16 protein-coding genes and 2 tRNA genes are annotated in these 21,733 nt (G+C 37.0%); 8 read left to right on the forward strand and 10 right to left on the reverse strand.

The window, feature by feature from the left end:
- Positions 1 to 226 precede the first annotated feature (226 nt).
- A complete protein-coding gene (locus NF867_RS03180; protein ID WP_252586099.1) occupies positions 227 to 919 on the reverse strand; it encodes a hypothetical protein in 693 nt (230 codons plus the stop codon).
- A 1,503-nt stretch (positions 920 to 2,422) separates the two neighbouring features.
- Between NF867_RS03180 and NF867_RS03185 the strand changes: the two genes are divergently transcribed.
- The 8 genes from NF867_RS03185 to NF867_RS03220 all read left to right on the forward strand — a co-directional run bounded on the left by NF867_RS03185 (position 2,423) and on the right by NF867_RS03220 (position 9,504).
- Complete coding sequence (locus tag NF867_RS03185; RefSeq protein WP_252586100.1) at positions 2,423 to 3,115, forward strand: hypothetical protein; 693 nt, start codon at positions 2,423 to 2,425, stop codon at positions 3,113 to 3,115.
- Positions 3,116 to 3,352: 237 nt separating this feature from the next.
- On the forward strand, positions 3,353 to 4,045 hold the full coding sequence (locus tag NF867_RS03190) for an outer membrane beta-barrel protein (RefSeq protein WP_252586101.1): 693 nt from the start codon (positions 3,353 to 3,355) through the stop codon (positions 4,043 to 4,045).
- Positions 4,046 to 4,101: 56 nt separating this feature from the next.
- Positions 4,102 to 4,689: a hypothetical protein gene (locus tag NF867_RS03195; RefSeq protein ID WP_252586102.1), complete on the forward strand. Its 588-nt coding sequence runs from the start codon at positions 4,102 to 4,104 to the stop codon at positions 4,687 to 4,689.
- 1,440 nt (positions 4,690 to 6,129) lie between these two features.
- Positions 6,130 to 6,245, forward strand: a tRNA-Asp gene (locus NF867_RS03200).
- A 592-nt stretch (positions 6,246 to 6,837) separates the two neighbouring features.
- Positions 6,838 to 6,953, forward strand: a tRNA-Asp gene (locus NF867_RS03205).
- A 185-nt stretch (positions 6,954 to 7,138) separates the two neighbouring features.
- Positions 7,139 to 7,666, forward strand: coding sequence for a VOC family protein (locus NF867_RS03210; protein WP_252586103.1), 528 nt, complete (start codon positions 7,139 to 7,141; stop codon positions 7,664 to 7,666).
- 174 nt (positions 7,667 to 7,840) lie between these two features.
- Positions 7,841 to 8,443 carry a hypothetical protein gene (locus NF867_RS03215; protein ID WP_252586104.1) on the forward strand — a complete coding sequence of 201 codons (603 nt, stop codon included), beginning with the start codon at positions 7,841 to 7,843 and terminating at the stop codon, positions 8,441 to 8,443.
- A 173-nt stretch (positions 8,444 to 8,616) separates the two neighbouring features.
- Positions 8,617 to 9,504, forward strand: a complete 888-nt coding sequence (locus NF867_RS03220) for a dienelactone hydrolase family protein (protein ID WP_252586105.1) — start codon at positions 8,617 to 8,619, stop codon at positions 9,502 to 9,504.
- 4 nt (positions 9,505 to 9,508) lie between these two features.
- On the opposite strand, the gene NF867_RS03225 is transcribed toward NF867_RS03220, so the two are convergent.
- From NF867_RS03225 to NF867_RS03265, 9 genes are all read right to left on the reverse strand, one after another.
- Entirely contained in the window at positions 9,509 to 11,074 is a 1,566-nt protein-coding gene (locus NF867_RS03225; RefSeq protein WP_252586106.1) for an efflux MFS transporter permease, read from the reverse strand.
- A gap of 5 nt (positions 11,075 to 11,079) precedes the next feature.
- Complete coding sequence (locus NF867_RS03230) at positions 11,080 to 12,144, reverse strand: HlyD family secretion protein (RefSeq protein ID WP_252586107.1); 1,065 nt, start codon at positions 12,142 to 12,144, stop codon at positions 11,080 to 11,082.
- 5 nt (positions 12,145 to 12,149) lie between these two features.
- A complete protein-coding gene (locus NF867_RS03235) occupies positions 12,150 to 13,499 on the reverse strand; it encodes a TolC family protein (protein WP_252586108.1) in 1,350 nt (449 codons plus the stop codon).
- A gap of 47 nt (positions 13,500 to 13,546) precedes the next feature.
- Positions 13,547 to 14,617, reverse strand: a complete 1,071-nt coding sequence (locus tag NF867_RS03240) for an AI-2E family transporter (protein ID WP_252586109.1) — start codon at positions 14,615 to 14,617, stop codon at positions 13,547 to 13,549.
- 67 nt (positions 14,618 to 14,684) lie between these two features.
- Positions 14,685 to 15,128, reverse strand: a complete 444-nt coding sequence (locus tag NF867_RS03245; protein WP_252586110.1) for a potassium channel family protein — start codon at positions 15,126 to 15,128, stop codon at positions 14,685 to 14,687.
- A gap of 390 nt (positions 15,129 to 15,518) precedes the next feature.
- Positions 15,519 to 16,883: a TlpA family protein disulfide reductase gene (locus NF867_RS03250; RefSeq protein WP_252586111.1), complete on the reverse strand. Its 1,365-nt coding sequence runs from the start codon at positions 16,881 to 16,883 to the stop codon at positions 15,519 to 15,521.
- Between the two features lie 4 nt (positions 16,884 to 16,887).
- Entirely contained in the window at positions 16,888 to 18,231 is a 1,344-nt protein-coding gene (locus NF867_RS03255; RefSeq protein ID WP_252586112.1) for a TlpA disulfide reductase family protein, read from the reverse strand.
- Positions 18,232 to 18,295: 64 nt separating this feature from the next.
- Positions 18,296 to 20,440 carry a S46 family peptidase gene (locus tag NF867_RS03260; protein ID WP_252586113.1) on the reverse strand — a complete coding sequence of 715 codons (2,145 nt, stop codon included), beginning with the start codon at positions 20,438 to 20,440 and terminating at the stop codon, positions 18,296 to 18,298.
- 146 nt (positions 20,441 to 20,586) lie between these two features.
- Entirely contained in the window at positions 20,587 to 21,708 is a 1,122-nt protein-coding gene (locus NF867_RS03265) for a TlpA disulfide reductase family protein (protein WP_252586114.1), read from the reverse strand.
- Positions 21,709 to 21,733: the final 25 nt, after the last annotated feature.

Raw genomic sequence — 21,733 nt, forward strand, 5'->3', positions numbered from 1 at the left:
CCAAATGTTTACAGAACCAGAAATTAAATTTTCTTCAAACAGAGCTTACATTGAGTACTATTTCGATGGCGCTCGACAAAGAGAGTACAACGGGAACCGAATCTCATTACCCATCTTTCCCAATAAGGCAAAGAACGAAAAGGAAAAGTTAAGGCTATTAAACAAGCTGAAATATATCAAAAAAAGGCGATCATTAATGATCGCCTTTCTGATATATCAAATCTGATTAGTCTTCGTTTTCAAAGTTTACCTCGGCAAGTGCAGCCAAATTTGCAAGCATTTTAGCATAAATAGCCTGATTTGACGTACTACTGATTACTATTTTACCATTAGTTTTGGTAGCGTTATCTAATTCAGTGGTTGATATGTTGGCAGTTAACAAACCAAGGTTCATATGAATTAAGCCAAGATAATCTATGTCTTCATTTACGAGAAACTTTCCATATTGACCTTCAAACTCCACTTCGCCATTGGCTAAAATTTCAACAGGAGTAGTACCATATGTGCCAGATAAGGCAAGGTTTTTAGCTTTAATGCTTACGTAAATATCTTCATAAGCCCCTGCAATCACTTTAACATTCCCAAAGGATTGACTAGCGCCAAATAGATCAACTTGAATCGGCCCCTTAAATTCAAAGTCCATTTCGGTATTATCTTCATTCTGACCCTCCGGTTCATCTTTTTCGGCATTAAAATTTACTTCCGAAACCAGTAAAGAACCTGCCGTAAAGTTAATAGTTGGAGCACCATTGACCGCTTTCGTTGCGGAGTTTACCTCTTTTGTAGAAGATGAAGTTAAACTATTCGCAGTATTACTTGCTTTAATTTGATAACTAAAGGAAGAGGCTTTATCTTCTTCCTTTTTACAGGAAATAAGAGCCAAAGTAATTAAGGCTAAAAAACTAAGTTTTGTTTTCATGTGAGTTATATTAATTGGTTTCTATTGTATACTATTTAAATTTCAATTAGTTTCAATATTTATATTCAAACTAATTGCCAATAACTTAAGTTGAACAAAGCTATATGCACAAGATGAAAACAAAATGAAATTTTAATGCCTTCAGCGCATTGTTAAAGAAAATTACATTTTAAATCAGCAATTTCGGTACTAATCACAATGGCTCGGGCGTCCTGAACGAAGGTAGCGATCGAAGCGAAGAATGTGAACGATTGGTGCAAAAACTTGTCAGTTGCGAGTGGAGAAAGGTACGCAATCAAAACAACTTACTCTTGACAAATATAAATGCGGTGATTGTTTCTCGGATAGATAGTGATAACTATTCAATAGGCCTTGATATTCTCACAAAAATATCACGCGCTCTTGATGTGAATGTCGATTTAGTTTAATATTGATTATTAATTCTTGTGCGCCAACAGATGCGCCAAATATTGTTAAATTTCGCCAAGAAAAGGCCTTTAAATAGCTGTAGAAGGGCTCTGATAGCTAAAAATCAGGATTCATAACCCTGAGGTCACGGGTTCAACTCCCGTCTCCGCTACGAAAGATAAAAGGCTTTTAGAGAAATCTAAAAGCCTTTTTTGGTTTAGATATGTCCGGTCATGAAACAAGCTGACACCAAAGTTGACTCATTTTAAAATACAAAACAAGAACATCTTAAGGCAGAATGAAATTTTGGAGAATGACATCACCTACCTCGATCTTATCAAACAGCATTACTCAGGTGCTATACATACGGCGTTGACTCGACACATACTAGGCGTATACTAGACGCATACTCGACGTATACTAGGCGTATACTCGACGCATACTCGACATATACTCGGCGTTGATACGCTTTAAAGGAGCCTATTGCCTCGTCCTAAAACAACTATACGGATTGTTAAATATATCCTGGATAAACTATACACTGGATGGTGTTAATCCTAAATAAGCTATACAGGCGGCTTCTGGAAAACAAAAAATCTTAAAGCTATGGCTGTTGCAATTATTGATTTTAAAGAACGGCAAAATGCACAATGAGAAACCTTTTTCGCTCTAATTCTTCAAGGAGAACTTGATTTGATTAAATCTAGTGTAATAGGTAAAGTGTATTCTATTACAAAGAAAGCTTCTATAAAAGGCACTTTCAATGAAGTTACTTGCAAAGCTCTCTTTGGAAAGAAATTCCCAGGTTCGATAAAGAAGATCGAATGTGACTCTATTCCTATACCGTTCCAAAAACAGGAGAAATAGCAAGCATAAGTTATAGGTATGAGTATTCAAACGAAGCGGCAAATATGGAAGAGGAAATATTTTAGATGTAATTCTTATAGAAGAGAAAGGCGATTAATAAGGATCGCTCTTTTGCAATCAACCCGCAAAGACTCTTTGTGGTGAAGTTAAATGCACAATTAATTCTCTTCCATTGTAATCGCATTGAAAATTCAATACATTCGCCGCGCTAATCATAAATTGAAAAACATGAAAAGAATCTTGACTTTAATTAGTGCTTTTTTAGTGCTTCTGACCACCGGTTGCGCGGTGAACAGTATCGGATTGCAAAAAATAGTGCAATCAAAAATAAGTGAAACGAAAAAGGATAATGCTTCAAATCTAAACATCGAAATCCAGATTAATAAAAACATAGAATTGCGAAATGAATGCAAGCAAGAGAAAAGTTCATATATCCCGGCGTTGCTCTATTGGGGCTGGAATTCGGAAGTGAAGGGCGAGTTCAGCAAGGAAACGATTACCAATGAAATCGAGAAAGTAGCCAAAAGTAAAATTGAAGCTCTTGGGTTGAATAAAGCTTTGAAAAACAATAAACTCGTAATCAATATTGATGAGTTGCCAACAAAATTTAAATTTCAGGAAAAGGGAGATGTTGCAATTTTGATTTTTGCCTACATAGTTTCAATGAAAAAATACATAGCTCCGGAGAAGATGAATTTCAAAGGAAATTATAAGGTTATAAATGAAGAAGGCAAAGTAGTTTTGGAGAAAGATTTTATGCAGGAAAATAAATTGGCTACAGAATCAAATCCCAACAAAACAGCCAAAAAACTGGCTTCGAAATTCATTGGTTCTTACAACAATGAATTGGATCGCTTTATATCCATTCTATTAGCAGAAGTAAAAGCCCATCTGGAAACAACAACTATTACTCAGCAATAGCAAGAACGTCTCCTGACCCTCGAAGGTGAACATCGTAAGACGTACTCGTAAGGTATAATGAAATTTCGGGGAATAACATCACCTACTTGGCGATAACGATGATGAAGTTTTTACTTTACAGTGATAAGGAACTAGCTCATAACAAACCTAAATACGCTCCCTTTAGTATTAAAAAATCAACTATTTCAAAATTGTATCTCATTAAAGGGGGTACATAAAAAATTAAGTCATTAAGAAATGAAAAGAATGCTATTGTTAGCTGTTATCGTAATTTCCTCTTTAAATGTGTTTTCTCAATCAAAATTGAGTTTACAATTTAATGGATCTGCTGGCGGCTTTAAAGACAACTTCTTTGGTGTAGGTAATCGCTATTATGAAGCGGGATTTTCCTATAAAATTGAACCGAGGATTTATTATGAAGTGTTAAAAGATTTTCGAGTGGGTCTTGGTATTGGATATTTAAGCAACACTTCTCGTCGAGATATAATAGATCATCTAGAACCATCAGACCCTAATGATCCATCAGTTTTCCAAGGTAAATTAGTTACTATCAGCTACAATTACACTTATTTTACTATTCCAATAAGTGTTAAATATGATATTAACCTTACTAAATCTTTATTTCTTCCCCTTGAAGTAAATGGAACATATAATAACTTCTTAGAGGCAAAAAATAAAAACAGTGTTAATAACAGTTATCAAAATGTAGAAATGTCGAATTTTAATTCACCATTTTCTATAGGAGCTGCCACGGGGCTTGGGTACAAGTTAAGTCCTAAAGTAAGTTTTGAAGGTAATCTTATATACACATTGCAATTATCTAATATCCATGATGGAATAACTAATGCAACTCTACCAGAGTTTAACAACATACCTATGAAAGGAAAATATACCATTTGGGGTGGTATTGGTATTAATTATAAACTTTAAATCAAATGCTTCCTTTTTGGAGTGAATAAAAATTTAATCAATTAAAAAGCTGTTATATGAAAAGAATCTTATTGTTAGCATCTATCTTAATTTTCGCTCTCAACCTATTTGGGCAACAAAAAGCAGAATCATCTGCTCCTAAAGAACAAAGTAAAGCAGATAAATTTTCTGAACGAAGTGGCTCATTAATTAGTAATGAATTTATTGATCTTGGGAATATAGGTGGCTCGGGTTTATTGGGAGGTTCCGCTAAGGCCCAGGTAGTGATACTTACTGACCTATTAAAAAATGAAAAGCTGTTAGCCTTACGTTTTGAAAAATACACCTCAAAAAGTTATGGGGGTGGTACGACAAGTATTGCAACAATTGATACTGATGAACTTTCCGGATTAATCACTTCAATCAACTATATCAACGAAAAAATTATAAATACCACTCCTGGGAACTATACTGAAGTTAAATATTACAGTAGAGATGGATTTTCAGCCGGCTGTTATTATACCTCTGAGAAAAAAGACTGGGTGTTTTTTTTGAAACTAGAAAAATACGATAGTGATTCATATGTATGGCTAAAACAAAAAGATATACCATCGTTGCTGGAAATTTTGAATAAAGCCAAAACTACCATGGATGCGAAGATTTAAAATTCACTTCAGGCCAATTAAGGATGGACTGAACGGGTTTAACTCCCTTTTCCGCTACGAAAGAAAAAAGGCTTTTAGAGAAATCTAAAAGCCTTTTTTAGTTTAGATATGTCCGGTCATGAAACAAGCTGACACCCAAGTTGACTCATTTTGAATTACAAAACAAGAACACGTAAGACTCGTAAGGTATAATGAAATTTCGGGGAATGACTTCACCTACTTCGATCTTATTAAACAACTTTACTCATGCGCTATTCATACTTTATGTACGCTTTATGTACGCATTATCTACGCTTTAGATACCCTTTTGACCCGTCCTGAAATAACTATACAGATTAGTGAATAAATCCTGGATTAACTATACACTGGGATTTTAAAATGATGAATCAAGTCGTTAAGTTATTGATCTTACTATTTTTAGTTTTAATCCATTTTCATACAATGGGATATAAAAAGCATTACAAAATTTGCAAACAATTGTATTTCTACGAGTTACGAATAAACACTCTTTTTCTAGCAGAAAACATCAAATACACAATGCACTGCAAAACAATTACTTACGAATATCAAAAAGAACCATGCTTTTATTTGGCCTACTCGCGTTTTCTCAAAATTTTCAATTTTTACTGAAAACTTGCATTGTTTTATCAATTTAATAATAATAATTAAATTTGATTAATAAATTTACACTAAAACAATTAATGTTCCTATATTTGCATCAACAAAACAAATCAATGTAGGGTGGTGAAACAGGCAAACACACCTCCTTGTCTCGGTGGCGGAGAATAATGGGAAAGCTCAAGCAATTGAGTGATAACCACTCCCTGAAGGTTCGACCCCTTCCCCTACAGCTTAGCAAAAAATGAAAGCCCCGATTGGGGCTTTTGTATTTTACAGCATTCTTCTTACCAGCGCTTCAAATTAATCTAATTCCCTGTTCTTTATTATCCATATAATTTAAGTAGATAAGCAAGAATATTAATCCCGACATGCCAAATTTAAAAGCATCCTGCCAGGTAAAAATGTAACCAACACTGGAGGCATCTTTATTAAATACGCGTATCCAAAAAGATGAGGGAGTAGTATGAAACTATTTGAGCCTTAAGTGTCAATCAGCAAAGGTCTGTTAAGGAAAAAGCTAAAGGACTTAATTCACAAAACGCATTGAAAATTTCGCAAGCAATTGTATTTCTAATACTTACCAAATACCATTATTCTTCTTGCAGAAAACATCAAAAAGAAAACACCTTACAAAACAATTACTTGTAAACTTAAATCTTTAACAAATTTTATTTTGAAAATTTGCGACTTCGTGAAATCTTTCATTTTTACCAATATTTCACTCAACTTTAACACTTTGGCAATAATTATTAAATTTGATTAATAAATTTGCATTCAAATAAACAATGTACCTATATTTGTATCAACAAAACAAAACAATGTAGGGTGGTGAAACTGGCAAACACACCTCCTTGTCTCGGTGGCGGAGAATAATGGGAAAGCTCAAGCAATTGGGTGATAACCACTCCCTGAAGGTTCGACTCCTTCCCCTACAGCTTAGCAAAAAATGAAAGCCCCGATTGGGGCTTTTGTATTTTATAGCATTCTTCTTACCAGTGCTTCAAATTAATCTAATTCCTGTTCTTTATTATCCATATAATTTAAGTAGATAAGCAAGAATATTAATCCTGACATGCCAAATTTAAAAGCAATCCTGCCAGGTAAAAATGTAACCAAACACTGGAGGCATCTTTATTAAATACGCGTATCCAAAAAGATGAGGGAGTAGTATGAAACTATTTTTGAGCCTTAAGTGTCAATCAGCAAAGGTCTGTTAAGGAAAAAGCTAAAGGACTTAATTCACAAAACACATTGAAAATTTCGCAAACAATTGTATTTCTAATACTTACCAAATATCATTATTCTTCTTGCAGAAAACATCAAAAAGAAAACACCTTTCAAAACAATTACTTGCAAATATAAATCTTTAACAAATTTTATTTTGAAAATTTACGACCTCGTGAAATCTTTCATTTTCACCAACATTTCACTCAACTTTAACACTTTGGCAATAATTATTAAATTTGATTAATAAATTTGCATTCAAATAAACAATGTACCTATATTTGTATCAACAAAACAAAACAATGTAGGGTGGTGAAACTGGCAAACACACCTCCTTGTCTCGGTGGCGGAGAATAATGGGAAAGCTCAAGCAATTGAGTGATAACCACTCCCTGAAGGTTCGACCCCTTCCCCTACAGCTTAGCAAAAATGAAAGCCCCGATTGGGGCTTTTGTATTTTATAGCATTCTTCTTTTACCAGAGCTTCAAAATTAAATCTTCTTCCGTTAAGCAGCTACCAATAGTTTTAATCGAGCTAATCAATTATTTTTTATATTGCTGTGAGTATTATTTAGTCATCTACTCTAGAATAAATTCGGGTAAAATGAAAAAGACATCATTCCTACTATTAATCATTACAGCATCTTTTCTTTCAGGCTTTGCATTTAAAACAATAATTACAAAGCCAACTAGCAATGCGGCCAACCTGAAAAAGGTAACTGGCATTGGTGGCATCTTTTTTAAGTGCAAGGATCCCAAAAAGATGAGAGAGTGGTATGAAACTAATCTTGGACTAAGTGTAAATCAGTATGGGTCGGTTTTTGAATGGTATCAAGGTGCCGACTCTACCAAAAAAGGATTTTCACAATGGAGCCCGTTCAATGAAAAAACCAAGTATTTCGAACCATCAACAAAGGACTTTATGATCAATTATCGAGTTGAAAACTTAAACGCGCTTGTTGCAGAGTTGAAAAACAATAAGGTAACGATACTCGATACCATTGCAACTTACAACTATGGTAAATTCGTTCATATTCTTGATGCAGAAGGAAACAAAGTAGAGCTCTGGGAACCCAACGACATTGAATATGAAAAATTAGGCAAACAATTGGGTGCTAAGACAACTAAATAGTTGGCAGGAAGAATTTCCACGGTAACCTTGGTAGTTTTTTCTTCATTATTAAGACGCTATTCAAAAAAATGAAACAGATTAGCTTACTTTGGATTTAAATAAATACTAATACCTAAGAAACGTTGCATAGAGAAATGCGTTAGCTATTACCATTTGAAACTTTAATCATTAACTATGAAAATGATCTACATTATTGGAGTAATTATAGCCGGAGGATTTGCTTTTTATTTGGCTAGTTGTACAAACAAATCATCCGAAAAACACAAGCAAACAACAACCAAACAAGACACTAGCAGATTAAAAGCTTATCATACAAAAGAAAACACTTTTGAGGATCTTCGAAACTTAGCATTTACTGCAACCCCGGAAAAACTTGGTATTTCCCTTCCAAATTACAAAACGATTGTATTTGGTGTAATTATGGATTGGGAAATGGATGGAGCGACAGTGACTACAGTTTCATATCAAACTGGTGATGCAAGTTTATATATGAGTACAGGAGGCGCAATTATCGGCGGAGGACAATATCAGAATGTAAGTAATGCAGCTAAAGAATTTGTTCTTAAGGCGCAAAGTTTCTTGGAAAAAACAACCCAAACCACATCTACTCCTACTCCTCCTAAAAACTTAGTAAAGTTTTATCTACTGACTAACAAAGGGATTTTTGTTGGACAGGAAGAAATGAAAAACTTTGAAAATAATTCATCGATCTGGTTAACGCTTTTTGAGCAGGCTAATAATGTAATTACCGAGTTAAGATTAACAACAGGGAATTGAAAAATCAGTATGAAAGGAAATAAAAGATGAAAAGATCGTTTTATGTAAAAATCAAACCTCTTAAACTTTTAAATAAAGACAAAAATGAAAAACATTCTCACACTACTTTTGACCATTTTGACTATCAATTTTTAAGGGTCCATCCCTATCTTTAATAAAACACATTCCTAATCATGAACGAACTAAAAAAAGAAGATATTAAACAAGAGGTATTTGACCTTTATGATGAATATGCCCACAGTCGCATTGACCGCCGTGAATTTATACAGCAGCTTTCTCTTTATGCAGTTGGAGGATTGACGGTTGCTTCGCTTATGAGCTTTATTATGCCTGATTATGTAAATGCTGTACAAATTAGAGTCGATGATCCTCGTTTAATCACAGAAACTATTACTTATCAATCGCCTAAAGGCGGAGGAGCCATTAAAGGACAATTGTCCAAGCCTGCCGATGCCCAAAAGAAACTTGGAGGCATTGTGGTAGTGCATGAAAACCGAGGATTGAATCCGCATATTGCTGATGTGGCTCGCAGGGCTGCTTTAGCAGGTTTTATCACCCTCGCTCCAGATGCCCTAACACCATTAGGTGGTTACCCTGGCAATGATGATGCTGGCCGTGAATTACAAAGTAAGCGTGACCGAAATGAAATGCTGGAAGATTTCATTGCTGCCTTTGAGTACCTGAAAAATCATCCGGATTGTAATGGCAAAGTGGGTGTGGTTGGTTTCTGCTTTGGTGGATGGATCTCCAATATGATGGCGGTTCGCCTTCCTGATCTGGCAGCAGCTGTTCCTTTTTATGGTGGGCAACCTCCATTGGAAGATGTTCCTAAAATAAAGGCACCTCTTCTTTTGCATTATGCCGAACTGGATACCCGCGTTAATGAAGGATGGCCCGCGTATGAACAAGCGTTAAAAGAGAACCATAAAGAATATACAGCTTATATGTACGCCAATGCAAATCACGGTTTTAATAACGATACTACTCCACGTTATGATAAAACCGCTGCCGATTTAGCCTGGAAACGTACCATTGATTTTTTCAATGAGAAACTGAAATAAGGATTTACAAAGGCAAAGGCTCTACCTCAATGGTTTGTAGAGAACGTCTTCCTATTCCAAGAAACAATACCAGCAAAATAGGGATAAAGTTCAGGGCGGCCATCACCAAATAAATGTCTTTATAAGTTAATAAGGTGGCCGGTTCAGCCATTTCTGCTTGAAGTGGGTTATCAGCCATCTTATCAGCGGCATTTGGTTTTAATCCTTTCGACAGGTAATAATTCTTTGTGTTTTTATGCTTTTGGGCAGCTGCTTCATTTCCTGCAGTTAACTGCTGGCTGATCCCGGTTTTATGCAATGTGGTAGTATTAGCAATAAAAGTACTCAATACCGAACCTCCAATAATTGTAGCTAGAATGATCCGGGCAAGTACTCCACTCATCATTCGCGAAGTGCTTAAAGGCTTAGGTACATTTTCAGAAATATATAAAGCACTTAACAGGTATAAAAATCCAATACCTATACCTTTTAAGATAAAAGGCAAAATAAAGTCATCTTCTGAAATTCCAGGATAAAACCTGAAATACATTAAAAGATGATACAAGCAAAAAGCAAGAAACCCTAGTATGGCTGCCACACTTAAATACACTTTATGATACATCATATACGTGCATACAGGAACCGATATCACCAGTCCGAGAAATATGTACAAATGCGATCGGGCAATATAGAGTTCATCAAAACCAAGCAAGCCAGCCATAAAACCCATTATCACGCTGCCTGTACCGTTTACCAATCCTATAAAAAAAAAGAACAAAGTGCCTATCGCTACATTTTTGTATTTGTAAACCTCCAAATTGATCAGGGGCGTAGAGTTATGCCGTGCATATAAAATATACCCTCCTACTATCACCAAAAACAATGCTATTGCCAACTTGATTTTTGAATCAGAAAACCATTCGCGATTTTGACCTTCTGCCGCAAGGAACAGCAATGGAAATAAAAACAAGATCAAGAACAGCCATCCTTTAAAGTCAAAACGGAAGGGCTGTTTACCCAAGGCAACATCTTTCCGTAAAAACACAAAGGCTAATAGAATACATAGCAAGAAGTTGATATTGAGCAATAACAACGAGATGCGCCAATTGTAGATAGTTGAAAAGTGAGCTCCCGAAAACTTATAAAGATTGCTGCTTCCCTGAATGATGAACTGCACGATGCCGTACATAATTGCCATATTAAGCGTCGGATTATACAACACTACAATTGGTATAATAGCGGCTACTATTCCGAAAATGGTAAAAAAAGCCAGCAATGACCGGAATAGGATGAACCAAAAAATGGAGGGAGCATAAGCAGAGCAGGTATTCAGAACAATGCAAATCAGGATTATGGAAAGCATCATTGACTTTAAAGGGAATATTTTGGCAAGTTCAAGGGCCAAAGGTAAGCCGGCAACCAAAGCAAATACCGGCACCAGATTCATATACATAAACTCCACTGATGAGGCTCCGAAATGGCCTTGCAACTGCGAGTTTACATATCCCGTAGCATTGAGCACATTCAGAAAAGGAACGATGAGCAGGTACAATCCTGTTACTTTCAACAACTCCCCTTTTTTCCACTTCATCTACTTCATTTTATAACTTCTACAGAAACATTCATTCCTGGTTTTATTTCGCCAAGCTTTTCAGCGGTGTCGGCAAACTCAATGCGCACCGGAATACGCTGTGTTATTTTCACAAAGTTTCCTGTTGAATTATCGGGAGCCACCATTGAAAACTTCGCGCCTGTTGCCGGTGACAGCTCACTTACTTTCCCCTTGAAAACTTTTCCACCCAAAGCATCCACCATAATATCTACTTGCTGACCAACCTTAAGATCCTCCATCTGCGTTTCTTTAAAATTGGCTATTACCCATTTTTTATTCTGAACAACAATTTCAGCAATCACCTGGTTCACATTTACTAATTCTCCCAGGTGAATCGTCCGTTCTCCAACTATTCCATTGGCCGGTGCCACAATAACAGTGTATGACAATTGTAATTTAGCGGCCGACAAATCAGCTTCCTTACGCTTAACCGTTGCCACTGCAGATTCAATATTTAACATGTTTTGCTCTGTAATAGATTTACTGGCTACCACATCATTTTTCATGGCCTGCAGATTGGCTTCTTCCGACTTAAGCTGAGCCGTTACCTGATCGAACTGATTGAGTGTTACTGCCGAATCGCGGTACATATTGGTAAAGCGTATATAGTTTTTTTCTGCTTTTTCGAGGTTGGCTGCATTGCCTTTTAGCCTGGCAGCCGTAGCGGCTTCTGAAGACCTTGAGGTTACTACCGCTTGCTTAATGGTGGCAAGATTTGCCTGCGCGATAGCCAAATCAGCCTCTGCCTGCGCTACTTTAATCAAGAATTCCTCGTCGTCTAGCAACACAAGGGTATCTCCAGCATGTACTGTTCCGTATTCAGTAAATTTTATCGCTTTAATATTGCCTGTTACACGAGATGTTACCGCTGCAATATCAGCATCAACCTGTGCATTGTTGGTTTTAATAGCATTACTAAAATCAAAAAACAGCGATGCCATCCACACCATTCCCGCTATTAAAAATAATAGGGCAATAATTTCAATCAACCGGTTTTTCCGAACCTCCTGCTTTTTGTTCTCAGTTTCCATGTCTTTTTCCTCGGCCATAATCTTTAGTTCAATTTGCCCATAGCGAATAACAATGAATAATATTGGATGATCGAATCGATGATAGCCTTGTTCAGCGACAAGTTTGAATCGTTAACCTGTAACTCTGCATCAATCAAATCAATGATCAGGGCAAAATCATTATCATACCGACTTTTCACCACCCGATAATTGAGCTCCGACATCTCCACGTTTTTCCTATAGGCTACAATATTGGTTTTGCTCTCTGCAAAATTCACATAAGCCGACTTTACCTCCTGATCGATATTATTTTTAACCTGCGCAATATTGTAATCTTCCTTTTCAATTTGCAGTTTATCAGCCTTTACACGGTGCTTCAAATTGTAAATACTCGACAGGTCGTAGCTTAAGCCTACCCCTACGGCCCAATAGTTTAAAATATCAGGTTGAGGCGGAAATGTACCTGGAACCGGAAAATTAGAGCTGTAAATTGCATTACCAGAAATTGCCGGCTTGTAGAAACTCCTGGTCATTTTAAGTGACGATTCCGAATAGTTCTTCTGTAATAGTGATTGTTTTATTTCATTTCGATTTGCAAAGGCCTCTTCCAGGCACTGTTTATACTGCAAACTATCACTCGGAATTGCCAAAACTACCTCGACAGGCCGTAGCCTGGTATTTGTAGGTAAGCCCGTTTGAATACATAGAAAATTGCTCAGCAGATCAATGTCGTTCCATGTTTTAAACACATCGATTTCAAAGTTGGAAAGTTGTAATTGCGTACGGGTAAGATCACTGACCAAATTTTGACCATTTGCCACCTTCGACTCTAACTGCTTAATATTGATTTTTACATTTTTAATATTGGCCTCAATGATCTCAACTTCACGATATAATTTGTAGAGTGTATAAAACTGCGTAATAATTGAAAGCTTCAATTGGTTCTCAGTCATCGTCAACACTTCCTTTTGAATATTACTGACAATTTCGGCCTGTTCGATTTGCGTTCTAATTTTCCCGCCCAGGTACAATGGAAATCCGGCAGCCAAGAGCCAACTGGCCTGATGATGGTAGTAGTTAATGGAGGTATCATTTGAATAAAAATCGCGATACAAAACAGGGTTCCCTATAAAGTTATAGTTGCCTCCAAAATTAACGTAAGGAGCTTTAGCAATTTTTGCTGTTTTTATATTCTCTTCGGCAATGGCATTGTCTTTATGAGCCATTTTTAATGTAAGATTATTTTGTTTCGCTAACAGGAGGATTTCGTCGAGGTTAATTTCCCGTACAGTTAACCCCGATCTGTTTTGCGCAAATAATGGCTGTATGAGGCCAATTATTCCTAAAACAAAAAACACAAAAGCAATGCGATGGATCTTACGTTGTACCGCCATTTATCAAATGAACTCTAGCTGTTGGCATTGATCTTCATTTTCACTCCTCAATTCTCAGGAGTTTCGTGCACCCATAATCCGGCAAGCTTATACCCCAGCGACAATACAATTGCGCCGGTAAACATGCCTATAAAGCCTGATAAAATAAAGCCGCCGATGGCCCCAAGAAAAATTACAATCATTGGAACTGGAGCGCCTTTACCCATTAACAATGGCTTGAGCACATTATCACTAAGGCCGCAAATTAATATGATGATACCCCAAATAGTTGCCGGAACAGGCTCTCTAACTGAGAATAAATAAATGATAATTGGGATTGCAACAATGGCTCCCGGCAGCTGAACAAGAGCGAGTAAAAACACCAATAGTGCCCATACACCTGCAAATGGAACCCCGGCAAGCATAAAACAGAGCCCCATAATAATAAATTGAATAAAGGCTACGCCCAGAATCCCCTTGGAGACATTGCGCACTGTTTGAACAACCAGTTTAGTAAACTCTTCGGCTTTGTTGCCCACAAGGCGCCGGGAAAATGCATTTGCCGATTTTTCCGATTCATCGCTATAGGCCAAAAAGATACCGGCAATAATTATTGAAAAGCTGAACATTAAGATATTGGAAAATACCCCTTTTACAGCTCCAACTAATTTCTGTCCCCACTCTACAATTTCTTTCTGATGGAGCACCATGGCTGAATCTAAGTTTTTAGATGCAAGGCTCCATTCTTTATAAAGTCGTTCCCCGACAAGAGGCCAGTCGGCCACCTTTGGGTTTGGCGGCGGCACCACGAACTTATTCTCATTTAAGCTGGTTTTTAGCTCTCCTGCTTCATCTATAATTGATGACACTAATATTATGGTGGGAACCAACAAAATAGCCAGGAGTAAAATCGTTATTAAAGTACTTGCGATGGATTTTTTTCCATTCACCATTTTAAGCAAACCGTTATACATTGGAAAAATGGTAATTGCCAATATTACTCCCCATAAAACTGGACTGACAAAGGGTAGAATGATCATCCCACACCAAGCGAGGAGTAGCACTATTAATAATAGTTTTATCGAAATGTCAATGGTTCTTCGTTCCGATGACGCATTGTTTTCTTGCCCGTTATTCATAGTATATTGATTTGTTTAAATTTTTAGAACCTGTAACTATTAAGCTTTCTAAGGGTTACAAACCGTATTATTTCTTTTGCTTATTAACTATTACCAGCATACGTTCAACTACCGCGTAAAACATGGCTGTTGACCAGCCAAACAACAAAATGCCATTCATGGCTTCAAACCCGCTCATCACACGCCATATAGGAGGAAGAGTGATATCTCCGTAACCCAATGTGGTATAGGTAACGGTGGAAAAGTAAATGGCTTCCTCCCAAGTACTTATTTTATCGAGCTCAGGGATAAACAGATAGGCCAATGCCCACAATCCGATTTCTAAATAATGTAATAACATCAGCGTAATTGCTGTGTACGATAGTACCTGCATTGTTTTATTGAACCCTAAAAACTCACCGTTTCCACCATGCCTGCGTATAATGAGGTTTAGTAAATAAAAAGTGCCTAATCCATGAATTACGATAGTTAAAGCTATAATCCCCAGGCTAATAATAACTTGTACAAACATTGGCTAGCAGGTTTTACCATTCTGTTTTACAATCACTTGAATTAGGATTGAAGTGCTGTTTAATTAATTTAAAAAAGGGCTGACTTGCTTAATAAGAAGAATGGAATGAGCTTTATACGAAATATTGTTTTACAGTTAAAAATCTGTAAAACAACTACTTTAATATACTAAAAAAAATAACTTGTTTTTTTCAGAAGATGGCAAGTTTGACTTTCTGTTAAATAACAAATGAGGTCGTTTATATGCCGAAAAGAATAAGGAAGGGATTGTTAAGAAAAAAAGGCCCTTCCGAAATCCGGAAAGGCCCATGAAGAAAAGTATAATGTATGATTAGAAGTGTTTCTTTAACTATCGATGTGCTTTAAGGGCGCTCCTATTATAAACATTCAGTTATAATGGTTTACTCAGCCATTCATTTAGTACTTCTTTCAGTTTCGGATCACTTGGACGAGGCGCATCTACATTAATGATGTTACCATTTCTATCGAACAGCATAAATCTTGGAATTCCATTAATGTTATACGATTTGGCAATTGTTGACTGATGCCATCCTCCTGCAAATACCTGAACTCCTTCCAATTGATTATTGATTAGAAAACTCTTCCATTTCTCTTTGTCTTTCACTTCATCAACTGAAACACCCAGAAAAACTACATCCTTACCTTGAAACTCTTCTTCCAGTTTTTTCAAGTAAGGAATTTCTTTATTACACGGGCCACACCAGGTTGCCCAAACATCTACCAATACAATTTTACCTTTGAAATCTGAAAGAGAAACTTCTTTACCTGAGGCATCCCAACAAGTAAAATTGACAGCTGCTGTTCCTGGCTTAAACTTTTGCAATCCTGCTTCAATTTTCTTTACCCGTTCTTTTTGATCAATTGTAAGAAAGTACTTGTTATAGGCATCGTTTAGCTCCTGATAATTAGTATATGATTTTACAGCAGCCATTTTACTTAATACAAACTCTCCTTTCAAAACATCACTTGAAATTCCAGGTAACTGCTTTTCCCAAGCACTATTGTAATAGTCTTGAGTCTTAAATGCTACCAGACTTCTTAGCAATGTAGTTCCGTAAGGAAATTTCAACAGCTCTTCAGTTTGTAAATACTGCTCTGCGTTAAAGCTCTTTACATACTCGGTATAGTCGTTAGGATTAGGTTTTGACGCTCGCGGAGAAATGATGAAAGCCATTGTAAAATAAGCCAGGTCATGATCAATTGTGCTTTTCATTAACTGATCAAACTCCGCATTACCTGTTTCTTTACCAGTCATCCAATTTCTTGATGTTGAAACCAGATTTTGTAATTCGGGGAAAAAGCCTTGCATATTTCTTTTTCCACGGTTAAAATACACCGATCTACACTCAACCTTGTAGGCTAACTTATACCATTGGTACAATACCTGATTTTCTTTGGTATTTTCACCATTGAGAACATAGGTAGAATCATTCAACTCCAGATTGATCTTATCATTCCCTTTTGCATAAATCTTGTATTTATCCAAAATTTCATATTTATCACCAAAGCCAATCGCGTAATATCCCTTGTATTCTGGTTGAAACTTTAAAGTAAATGACCCATTGGCATTAGGGGTAGTATTGGCAATTTCTTCAATACGGCCCATAACCACTTTAAACAGCCTAACGTTATTAGGTTTTACGGTTTTTGAAACACCATTTATTTCTGTGAATTGCGCATTCGCAGAAAAAACCGCACTCAAAAGAAGGGCAAAAAATGCACAGTATTTTTTCATTGGTTTATTGATTTAATAATTCAGTGAGGTAAACTTTTAATAAAGGGTTCGAGGGGCGTTTGCAACAGTTATTGTTAATCATTTTGCCTTCTTTATCCAAAACCACAAAACGCGGTATTCCTGATCTACCTATTTTTTCAAAGAATGGATCTTTTTTGCCCATGATCAACTGACGCTCATCGGTTTGATTTCGCTTTTCCAAAAACTTTTTCCAAACCTCGGTGGTATAGTCACAAGAAATTGAAAGGAACACAACATCTTTCCCCTTCAACTCATGCTCCATTTTCTTTAAGAAAGGCATTTCGGCAATGCAAGGCCGACAACCCGTATTCCAAATATCAATAAAGATGATTTTGCCTTTGTAATCGCTGAGCGAAACCTGCTTACCATTTAAATCATGGAAAGTGTACGCACTCATATCGGTACCCTCCGGAGCTGATTTGTAATTATTCAGGTTCATGGAAAGCTTGCCTTTTATTGCATTTAATCGGACAATATTTTTGGGGTCCTTGATCAAAGGCAATGCTTCTTTCATCTCTTTATTGAGTGTGAGGTCGCCATTCGAAGCAGAATAATTGATTAGTTCCAGAATAAACTCTTCTCTTAATTTTGGATGCTCAATGGCATTTCCAAAATCGGCAATCCAGGTGTTAATGCTTCTCACTTTCAAGTTGCCAGATCTTATTTTGGCAAACATCAGCTCGGTGACTATTTCATTCCAATTAGGATAAACCATAATTTCCGGCACCAGGTGAATATCTAAATCGCTAAAATTCACCTCCATCATATCTGGGGTACCACCATGCGCTTTGTATTCGATTACCGGACCAAAAACCTTGTCCAGGTATTCCCCTTGTTCATTACCCAACAAAAGCGCCTTATTACGGATTACCTCTTCATTTTTAGAAGTATTGATTGCATTAACACGATAATTATAGATTTGTGAAAGTGTTGCACTTGCATCCTGATATGGGAAGTTTTTATCGATATCGTAAAGAAACTGATTTAATTTACTTCCCTTGCCACTCATTTCCATTTCACCATTCACTACGTTTATAGTAATTTGATCACCCGGATTGAGGTACAAATCAAGATTACTTGAATTACTGCTTAACACATAAAAACCGGCTTCTTTCAAATTCAAGTTCAACTGAAATTGCCCAGCGTTTAATGAATCTACAATGTTGCTTCGCATGGCTTTGCGATTGCATAGCTGAACATATTTAACATCCGAGCCTTTAACCGAGCCTTTTACAATGGTTTTCACACCCTCTACTGCAAAGGCAGGGATCGCAAACATCCATGTGCAAACAATGAAAACCACTGCCTGCTTAAGAATTCTTTTCATATGCACTTGAGTTAAAAAATGACGGCAGACTAGCTGCCATCATCGTATTTACTGGCCTTATTATTTAATTTACATTCACAGATTGGTTAGCCTGATTAAGCTCTTCAATGATTCTATTTGAACCAGAAAACTTCTCAGTAATAAAGAGTAAATAGCGAATATCAGCACAGATTACTTTGTGAAGGTCTTTTTCGAAATTGAACTCTCTGGTCATTGACTCCCAGTTACAGTCGAAGACTAAGCCTATTAATTTACCATCAGCATTCATCATCGGACTTCCAGAATTTCCGCCAGTTACATCCCCGTTGGTCACAAAGCAAGTCGGCATATCACCATTTATTCCATATTTCCCAAAATCTTTAGTCTGCCATATAGTTTTCAATTTTGGATTGAGCTGATAATCCTTATTAAGTGTGTCAGCTGCCTTTGCAATTAAACCACTGAAAAAGGTTTGGTATGGAATTGTTTTATCCTCTAACTGAAGATCAGAGATTGTTCCGTAAGAAAGACGGACGGTTTTATCAGCATCGGGATAATATCGACCACCTTTATACTCGGCAAGACTTCGGCAATAGGAGTCAGTCAATCGATAAATCATCTTTGCATTTGACTCTGCAACGTGGAACACTTCGTAATCCTTTTTCTTAATTGATTCCATTAAAAGAATCAATGGGTCGTTTTCAAGAGAAACAGAAGGTTTTTTTAACCAATTTTGCAGCTTTGTTGAATCGGCAAAAACTGATAATTTGAACGCCTCATCAACATACCTGTCAATTTGCCCGCCGGTTTGAAAATTACTGGAAGCAAATAGGTCTGGTTGAAGATCTGCCGGCAAGCTATCTTTAATGAGCTTAAGCATTGCTTTGGTGATCCGTTTATCAACGTCAATATTTAATTTACTGTAGTAGAAACGAACTGTGCTTGAAAGGTCTTTAAGGCGCGCAGGATTCTTTTTAACATCCACCGGATAGCTATAGAAAGATCTCCCAAATGCCGAAAAGAATTGTGTTAAATCACAAGCCTGGCCAAAACATTCGTTGTAATAGGTTTCGGCCCTTTTAAATTTCGCATTAGCTTCAATTGCCGCTTTCTGATCTTGCAGGGTAGTTGAGTAAAACGATTTCTTTTTCTCATCCTGCATAGCCCAATTCATCCACTCTTTCTCATAAGCTTCCTTTTTAGCAATGATATTGAGTTTATTCACCCAATAATTCATACCTACAGCATTTTTATAGTAGTTGGCAGAGGTAGAATATTTTTCAGCGTACAACTGTTTAATAAACCCATTTTTAGCCATTTCATCTTCTAAAATCGCTTGTCTGAGTTTACGCACTGCAATCATGGGCGGATTCAACACCTGAGTTTTCTGCCAGATTTGAGATGAGCTTGCATCACGGTCAGACATACCCGGGTAGCCCATCGACATGGCGAAGTCACCCTTTTTATAACCTTCAGTAGAAATATGCAAGTAGTTCTTCACCGCCAATGGAACATTGGTTTTTGAATAAGCAGCAGGAGCTCCATTCTTATCAGCATATACCCTGAAATAAGCAAAATCAGCACTATGACGAGGCCACATCCAGTTATCAGTTTCTCCCCCAAATTTTGTTACATTTTTTGGAGCCACACCTACCAAACGCACATCTGTGTACTGCAATTGCAGAAACAAAACGAACAGCGAGTTATTTTTATAAGACTTAATTGCAATCTTATACTTGGGATATTTCTGCTGATACTTTTGAGTTACAGCAGCCATTGCATTCTTGATATTACCTTCACCGGCACCTTTAATTTCTTCCGTGATATCAAGTATTTTTTTGTTGATGGTAATGACTAAATCGTTAACCCGAAGTTCCTGCTCAGCAGTATTAGCCCAAAACCCATTTTTAAAAATATCGTTAGTTGGTGAAACGTACTGTTGAATAGCACTGTAAGAGCAGTGGTAATTAGTAAGCACTAACCCTGAATTGGAAATCAGAGAGCCAGTACAGCCCGATCCGAATGCCACTACAGCTTCGCTCAAGGCGTCTTCATTTTCCCCCGTAAGTTTTTCAATTGGAACTCTAAGTCCCATTGCCTTTAGCTCATCTGCATTATAACGCTTTAGCTGAGCCAGCAACCACATACCATCGTCGGCACGCAGTTGAGAAGAAAAGGACAACAGCAGAACTAGCAATATTGACCATTTTGAAATGGTTTTCTTGTACATTTCAGTTTTATTCTATTGATTGGTTTTTTAACGAAGAGGACCTAACCCTCAAGGACAATTAACGGATGTAAAACCCTTGTCAGAGTGAAGCCAAATGACTCCACTCATGACAATAGATTGTTTTTGGCTGTTATTAAGAAGATTGTTTATCCCTTATTATTTTGCTCAAAGATTGATTCCAGCACTTTATTCAACTCCTCACCTCTTACACCTTCGGCAATAATTTTTCCGTTTGGATCAATGATCCAGATAGCAGGAATACCATCAATACCGTATTTTTGGGCAACCGGTGATTTTAAGCCACCTATCAAATCAGAAGCATTATTCCATATTAAACCATCTTTCGCCAGAGCTTCTTGCCATTTGTCGAGTTCATGATCCAATGAAAAGGAAATAACCTCTAAGCCTTTAGTATGATATTTTTCATACATCTCTTTTGTATGCACATTTTCGGCACGGCAAGGAACACACCAAGAGGCCCAGAAATCAAGCATTACATACTTACCACGGAATGAAGAAAGTGTGATTTTAGATTTTCCATCTTTCTCAAATACAGTAAAATCGGGAGCTATTGCACCTGGAGCCGTTTTACGGATGATATCCGCACGTTTCTTCATGGCAAGGTAATATGGGTGCTTTGCAAAGTAGGGGGTGAAGTTTTTTAGAACAGCATCGATCTGATCGCATTTCATCATCATTAAAGGACCCTTAGCCAGGTACAATGAAACAATGGAATTCGGATAATTCTTGATCAACGAATCGGTATAAGCTTTTTTTTCAGCTTCAGCTTTCTTGAAAAAAGCAACCTTTTCTTCCTTAGAATATTGCTGGCTATTCATCATCACCTGGTTACTCTTCATGATTTGCGCCAGGGAGAATTTGTGGAAGTTATTCCAATGTTCGTTTTGAGGGGTTCCCTTCACTTCACTTGCGTAAAGTTTGCTTTTATCGCCCGTAATTTCAACGTGACCTTTTTCTGCCACAAAATTAACAGATGATCGAACCCCTTCAATCTGCAAATCGTATACTTCATTAGTTATTTGAGCCGGAAGCGTAATTGAGAAATTCCCGTCAGCATCTATTGTAGACTGCTTTAAAACTTCTCGGCCACCATGGTCGCCATGGTCGCGACCAACAGTTATTTTCGATGTTTTATCTATTCCGTTGATTTTTCCACTAACTATGCAATCTTTGCTTTGTGCATTAGCTTGAAAAGAAGCAATAGCACAAACTGTTGCCAAGCCCCATTTTAGTTTATTTGTTATCATTTTATGGTTTAAAAGAAAAAATTGG

The organism is Solitalea agri, assembly GCF_023914155.1.
GTDB classification, from domain to species: Bacteria; Bacteroidota; Bacteroidia; order Sphingobacteriales; family Sphingobacteriaceae; genus Solitalea; species Solitalea agri.